The organism is Nocardioides pacificus, from assembly GCF_054775955.1.
In genome coordinates this window covers 529,135-535,921 of record NZ_BAAHCI010000015.1, presented here as the reverse complement: position 1 = coordinate 535,921, position 6,787 = coordinate 529,135, and the positions used below count along the sequence as shown (strand labels likewise).

Here is a 6,787-nt window from a genome sequence, read left to right as displayed (position 1 = left end):
CCGGCGTCGGACCCTCGTGGGTCCGACCCCGGAACGCTTCCCGAGATCCTCGAGGCCCTGCGCACCGACCCCGTGCTGGTGCAGGAGATCATCGGCGAGGGCTTCACCGCCGAGGCGCACGCCGGCCTCACCGAGCTCGCCTCCCGGGTCGACGTCCGCGTCCACATCGCGTTGGTTGCGCGTCCCTCGGACGTGACGGCGGACCGACCGGCCGACGAGCTCGTGCGCGTGCTCCACCTGCGCCTCGACGAGCCGGGCCTCTACCTGGCCGCGACCGAGAGCCACGACTTCGAGTGGGCGGCCTACGACGTCGATCCGGACGGGCAGATCGAGCGCGAGGTCGGCCACGCGCACAGGGAGATCTACGGCGACGAGTGCTGCCACACCGGGCTGTCGGCCGCGGGCGAGGCCGCGCTCGTCCTCCATGCCGCGGCCGACGGCGACATCTCCGAGGGCGACCTCGACGCGGTCCTGAGCGAGAGCGCCTATCGCATGGAGCGGTCCCCGAGCGAGTGGAGCGCCTACGAGCCCGACCCCTGGCGCGTCTTCGCGTTCCCGATCGCGCTCGCCCTGGTCGCCGGGCTGCTGGCCTATGCCGTGGCACGCAGCTGGCGTCGCCCGAAGGCCTCTGCTCGCACCCCCCGGTCGTCCGTCGCCCCCGACGTCGCCGTTCCCGCGCCGACCGAGCAGGCGACGGCGCAGCTGACCGCGAAGCGCGAGGTGAGGAAGCTGGCGAAGAAGCTCGCCCGCGCCGACGTCGAGCATCGCGGGCACGCTGAGGCGAGCGCCTGCCTGGCCCAGGCAGAGCGGCTCCTCTCGAGCGAGGACGTGCTGTCCCTCGTCGGTTCGCTGACGCTGGCGCGCACCGGTGCCCGAGCACTCACCGACGACCCGCCCTACCGCTGCTGCTACTTCGATCCGCGCCACGGCGAGGCCACCGCCCGCACGACGTTCGCGCACGCGTCGGTCCCCTCCTGCACCCGCTGCCACCAGGCCGTCGAGGGCGGCGGAGCCCCGGGCTCGCTGACCGTCGAGCAGACGAAAGGACGGCGCGTGGCCTACTGGAAGCTGGACTCGGTGTGGTCGCACACCGGGTTCGGCTCGCTCGTTGACGACTACGCCGACCAGGTCATCCTCGACCGGGAGGCGCGATGAGTCGCTCCAGCCGGCGGCCCCGCAAGGCCACCGGCCGCACCCAGGACGACCGGGTCCTCTCGCGCGCCGCGTCCCTCGGCATCGCCTTCGCCGCGGCCGGGCTCGGAGCCGGGATCGGCTGGGGCGCAGGCGTCGCGATGACCGACGACGAGCCGCCGACCCTGCCGACCAGCGACCGGGGACGCGCCGCGGTCGCCGAGCTGCGCGACGACCGGGTCTTCGTGACGGCCGAGTCGCGCGACCTGGTCTCCGCCGAGCAGGAGGCCCGCCTCGAGACGGCCGCAGCCCAGGCGGATCCGGCCGTGCACGTGGTCGTCGGCAAGATGGCGCACGTCGCGGGCCTGGGCAGTCTGCACCCCACCGTCGAGGCCCTCGCCCACGACGTCGGGCGTCCCGGCGTGTACGTCGTGTGGCAGGAGCCCACCAGCGGGGTCGTGTGGGACCACGGCCTCTCCATCGGGTACGGGGAGGTGGACGGGGACTTCGTCGGCGACCCCACCACCCACCTGCTGACGATGATCGAGCAGGTCGACGGCGCCGAGGTGGGTCCGGACTACCGCAGCACACCCGACATCGGCGTCGCAGGAGGCGTCACGTACGGCATCCTGGGTGGCCTGGTCGCCGGGCTCGCCGTGATGCCGTTGGCACTCGTGGTGGCGTCGCTGGTCAGGGCCCGGCTGCGCCAGTCGGAGTCGCGCCGAAGCAGGAACTCGTGAGAGGCACGCCGTGAGTGACGAGCTCGACCGGATCCACGCCGACCTGGCCGAGGACGGCGTCTACGTCCATCCCAGCCTGCGCGAGTACGTCGACGACGCCGAGGTCGCCCAGATCCAGACGAACATCGCTGCCAGCGACGTCGCGGTGTTCGTCGTCGTCGAGCCCTACAGCGACGACGACCCGTGGACCGGCGAGCCGGAGGAGCTGCTCGCCCGGCTCCACGACCGCTACCCGGAGCCCGGGCTCTACGTCTCCAACGGGCGGATCGTCGACCTGGAGGAGTACGGCTACAGCCTGGTCACCCGGGACTACACCGCGCCCGGCTCCCCCGAGCTCGACGACTTCCTCCTCGGTTATGTGCCGGAGCTCGAGCAACCGGACGATCTCGGGGCGGGCCTGGTCGCGCTGACCGACATGGTGGCCACCGACACGGCGCAGGAGCGCTACGACGCCGTCCGACAGGAGAGCACCGGGTCCTCGCCCGACTCCGAGGACCCCGGCGCCGGCGGCGACCCCTCCGGGCTGCTGGTCGCCGGTCTGGTCCTGGCACTCGTCGTCACCGCGGGCTGGGGCTGGACCCGACACCGCGCCGGCAGACGGCGCGGGGGCTTCGTGCTGCCCGAGTCCGCCGTGGACCGCATCCGCGACGCCAACGACCGCCAGCTCCTCAAGCGTGCCGAGCGCGAGCTGCTCACCCTCGGCGAGGCCATCGACCACGCGGACATGAGCGAGGCCCACGACGCCGGTGCCTGGCAGGCGGCACTTGACCACTACGACGGCGCCCGCCGGGTGCTGCGTCGAGGCGATCCCACCCCCGACGTACTCGACGTCGTCGGCGCGATCGTGCTCGCCGGCCGGGGCGAGGGCTTCCTCGCAGCGGCTCTCAGCGGGCGCGGACACGAGCCGGCCGTCCCCTGCTTCCTCAACCCGCTGCACGGCGAGGCCAGCGGGTCGAGCCCCGTCCAGCGCGGCGAGACCACGGTGAAGGTGCCCCTGTGCCCGACGTGCCGCGCCGACCTCAAGGCCAAGCGCCGGCCCGACACCCTCGACGTACTCCGCAAGGGACAGCCCGTCCACTACTTCGACACGACCGACGAGCCCTGGGCCAGCACCGGCTACGGCGCGCTCGAGCCCGACCTGCTCCCCCGGCTCCACGGAACGCGCTGACAAGGCGAGCACCGAGACGACGGCCGACAAGAGGCGCGCCGATTGGGCGGAGACTGCACCCGAATCCCAGAAATCCCTGCCGTTGGGGACCAAACGGCATGCATCCCCGCGCCGTTCCTCCCACCACGCATGGATCTCCGCCCTTCGGGACACCGGGCGCCCATGACCCGATTCGGCTACACCCTGATGACCGAGCAGAGCGGCCCCAAGGACCTGGTGCGCCACGCCGTGGCGGCGGAGCAGGTCGGCTTCGACTTCGAGGTCGCCAGCGACCACTACTTCCCCTGGCTCGAGGCGCAGGGGCACGCGCCGTACGTCTGGAGCGTGCTGGGCGCCGTCGCCCACGCGACCGAGCGCGTCGAGCTCGCGACCTACGTCACCTGCCCGACGATGCGCTACCACCCGGCCGTCGTGGCCCAGAAGGCCGCGACGCTTCAGCTGCTGGCCGACGGCCGGTTCACGCTCGGCCTCGGCGCCGGGGAGAACCTCAACGAGCACGTGATCGGCGAGGGCTGGCCCGCCGTCGACGTGCGCCAGGACATGCTCGTCGAGGCGATCGAGATCATCCGGCGGCTGCACTCCGGCGAGCTGGTCACCTGGGAGGGGCAGTACTTCCGCGTCGACTCCGCCCGTGTCTGGGACCTCCCCGAGGGTGGTGTGCCGCTCGGCGTGGCCATCGGCGGCGAGAAGGCGATCGAGCACTTCGCCCCGCTCGCCGACCACCTGATCGCGACCGAGCCCGACGCCGACCTCGTCACGACCTGGAACGCCACCTCCGGCGCCCCGACGATCGGCTCGCCCGCCAAGGCGATGGGCCAGATCCCGATCTGCTGGGACCCCGACCAGGAGAGCGCCGTACGACGCGCGCACGAGCAGTTCCGCTGGTTCGCCGGCGGGTGGGCGGTCAACGCCGACCTGCCGACGACGGCGGGCTTCGCCGGCGCGACGAAGTTCGTGCGCCCCGAGGACGTCTCGGCCCAGATCCCCTGCGGCCCCGACCTCGACGCGATCGTGGAGGCCGTCAGGCCGTTCTGGGAGGCCGGCTTCACCGACGTGGCGCTGGTCCAGGTGGGCGACGAGGGCATCGACCGGTTCCTCGACGAGGCCGCCGGGCCGCTGCTCGAGAAGCTGCGCGCCGCGGCTGGCTGAGCGCCCGACTGACGGCTGGGTCACGGCCGTTCCGCTGTCTCCAGCGGAACGGCCGCTCCCTCCCACCCCAGATGTTGGCAGGGGGCGCAGCGTCCGTCAATACTTAGGTAGTGAGCACTCTCTACCCCGTCTCCCCGCGGTGAGCGACCGGGTCCCGCCCCGGACGCAGACCCAGCGCCGCGAGGAGACCATCGCCCGCCTGCTCGAGGCCACCGCCGAGACGGTGCACGAGCTCGGCTACGCACGCACCACGGTGCAGGCGATCTGCACGCGCGCCGGACTGAGCCAGGGCGCGCTCTTCCGCCACTTCCCGACCCGGCGCGCGGTGCTGGTCGCGACCGCCGAGTGGGTGGCGCGCCAGCAGACCGAGGAGTTCGCCCACCGCTTCGCGGGCGTGGACCTCGACGAGGCGTCCCTGCTCGAGGCCCTGCGCCAGGTCCGCTCCCAGGTGCGCTCGCGCTCCAACCAGGTCTGGCACGAGCTGGTCCGCGCCGCCCGCACCGACCCCGAGCTGCGCGCAGATCTGCAGCCCGCGCTGCGCGCCTTCCACCGCCGTACGGCGAGCACGGCCGCCGACTTCGTGGGAGCGGCCGGCGGCCACCCGGACTTCCAGACCGCGCTGCGCATCGCCATCAACTACCTCGACGGCGAGGCCGCCGTCGCCGAGGTCCTTCCCGACGCCGACCGCGACGAGGAGACCCTGCGGCTGCTCGCCCGGATGCTCGAGGACCTGCGCACCGCCCCCGCCCCTGAGGAGAGCACGTGACCGACACCTTCCAGCCGCCCGCCTTCGAGCCCGACGTGATCGTCGTCGGTGCCGGCCTGGCCGGCCTGGTCGCGACCCATGAGCTGGTGCAGGCCGGGCGGCGCGTGCTCGTCCTGGATCAGGAGAACCGCGCCAACCTCGGCGGCCAGGCGTTCTGGTCGCTCGGCGGCCTCTTCCTCGTCGACTCCCCCGAGCAGCGCCGGATGGGCATCACGGACTCCCCCGAGCTCGCGATGCAGGACTGGCTGGGCTCGGCCGGCTTCGACCGCGAGGACGGAGAGGATGGGGAGGACCGCTGGCCGCGACGGTGGGCCGAGGCCTACGTGCGCTTCGCCGCCGAGGAGAAGCGGGACTACCTGCGCGCCCTCGGCCTCAAGGTGCTGCCGTTCGTCGGGTGGGCCGAGCGCGGCAGCGGGACGGCCACCGGCCACGGCAACTCCGTGCCCCGCTTCCACCTCACCTGGGGCACCGGACCGGAGGTGGTCCGCGTCTTCGCCGAGCCCGTCGCGGCCGGCGAGCGCGACGGGCTGGTGTCCTTCGCCTTCCGCCACCAGGTCGACGACCTCGTCGTCGAGGACGGCACGGTCGTCGGCGTCCGCGGCACCGTCCTCGAGCCCAGCGACGCCGCGCGCGGGCAGGCCTCCTCCCGGGAGGCGATCGGCGACTTCGAGCTGCGCGCGCCCGCCGTGGTCGTCACCTCCGGCGGCATCGGCCACAACCACGAGCTGATCCGCCGCAACTGGCCGACCGAGCGGCTCGGGCCCGCGCCGGAGACGATGATCTCCGGCGTCCCCGCCCACGTCGACGGACGGATGCTCGAGATCACCGAGCGCGCCGGCGGGCGCGTCGTCAACCGCGACCGGATGTGGCACTACACCGAGGGGATCCACAACTGGGACCCGATCTGGCCCGACCACGCCATCCGGATCATCCCCGGCCCCTCGTCGCTGTGGCTGGACGCGACCGGCAAGCGGTTGCCCGCGCCCAACTTCCCCGGCTTCGACAGCCTCGGCACCCTCAAGACGATCCTGGGCACCGGCCACGACTACTCGTGGTTCGTCCTCACCCAGTCGGTCATCGAGAAGGAGTTCGCGCTCTCGGGCTCGGAGCAGAACCCCGACATCACCGGCAAGGACCTGCGCTTCATGCTGCGCAGCCGCCTCGCCAAGGGCGCGCCGGGCCCGGTCGAGGCGTTCAAGGAGCACGGCGTCGACTTCGTCGTGGCCGACGACGTGGCCACGCTCGCGGACGGGATGAACGCGCTCTCCCGAGGACCGGTCATCGACCCCGCGACAGTGGAGGCCGAGCTCGTGGCCCGCGACCGCGAGCTCGACAACGCGTTCTCCAAGGACCTGCAGCTGAAGGCCGTCAACAACGCCCGGCGCAGCCGCACCGATCGGCTCATCCGGGTCGCCAAGCCGCACCGCTTCCTCGACCCCGCCCACGGCCCGCTGATCGCCGTACGGCTCAACATCCTGACGCGCAAGACCCTCGGCGGTCTCGAGACCGACCTCGACGCACGGGTGCTGGGGGCGGACGGCGCTCCCGTGCCGGGTCTGTACGCCGCGGGCGAGGTGGCCGGGTTCGGCGGCGGCGGCATGCACGGCTACAACGCGCTCGAGGGGACCTTCCTCGGCGGCTGCATCTTCTCCGGGCGGGCCGCCGGACGGGCGCTGGCTCGCACGCCCGTGGCGTGACCGTCCCGTGTCAGGTCGCCGCGGCGAAATGTCCGCCTGGTCTGATGGCCGCCGTCAGGTTTCCCCGGTCGACCGGGGAAACCTGATGTTGTCGGGCGAAGTTACGCCCGACATGTTCAGCGATCCCCGGTCGACC

Annotated in this window: 6 protein-coding genes; all 6 read left to right on the top strand. The window is 72.9% G+C overall.

Annotated elements, in window-relative coordinates:
* On the top strand, positions 1-1,155 hold a 1,155-nt coding region (locus ACYU7L_RS21035; RefSeq protein ID WP_460800661.1), incomplete at its 5' end, for a hypothetical protein.
* On the top strand, positions 1,152-1,871 hold the full coding sequence (locus ACYU7L_RS21030) for a hypothetical protein (RefSeq protein ID WP_460800659.1): 720 nt from the start codon (positions 1,152-1,154) through the stop codon (positions 1,869-1,871). The genes ACYU7L_RS21035 and ACYU7L_RS21030, both read left to right, overlap by 4 nt.
* A 10-nt stretch (positions 1,872-1,881) precedes the next feature.
* Entirely contained in the window at positions 1,882-3,039 is a 1,158-nt protein-coding gene (locus tag ACYU7L_RS21025; protein WP_460800658.1) for a hypothetical protein, read from the top strand.
* Positions 3,040-3,201: 162 nt separating this feature from the next.
* A complete protein-coding gene (locus ACYU7L_RS21020) occupies positions 3,202-4,188 on the top strand; it encodes an LLM class F420-dependent oxidoreductase (protein ID WP_460800656.1) in 987 nt (328 codons plus the stop codon).
* A 139-nt stretch (positions 4,189-4,327) separates the two neighbouring features.
* Positions 4,328-4,954, top strand: a complete 627-nt coding sequence (locus tag ACYU7L_RS21015; RefSeq protein ID WP_460800654.1) for a TetR/AcrR family transcriptional regulator — start codon at positions 4,328-4,330, stop codon at positions 4,952-4,954.
* Positions 4,951-6,651, top strand: coding sequence for an FAD-binding dehydrogenase (locus ACYU7L_RS21010; RefSeq protein WP_460800653.1), 1,701 nt, complete (start codon positions 4,951-4,953; stop codon positions 6,649-6,651). The genes ACYU7L_RS21015 and ACYU7L_RS21010 overlap by 4 nt, the downstream gene beginning before the upstream one ends.
* The last annotated feature ends 136 nt before the right edge of the window (positions 6,652-6,787 follow it).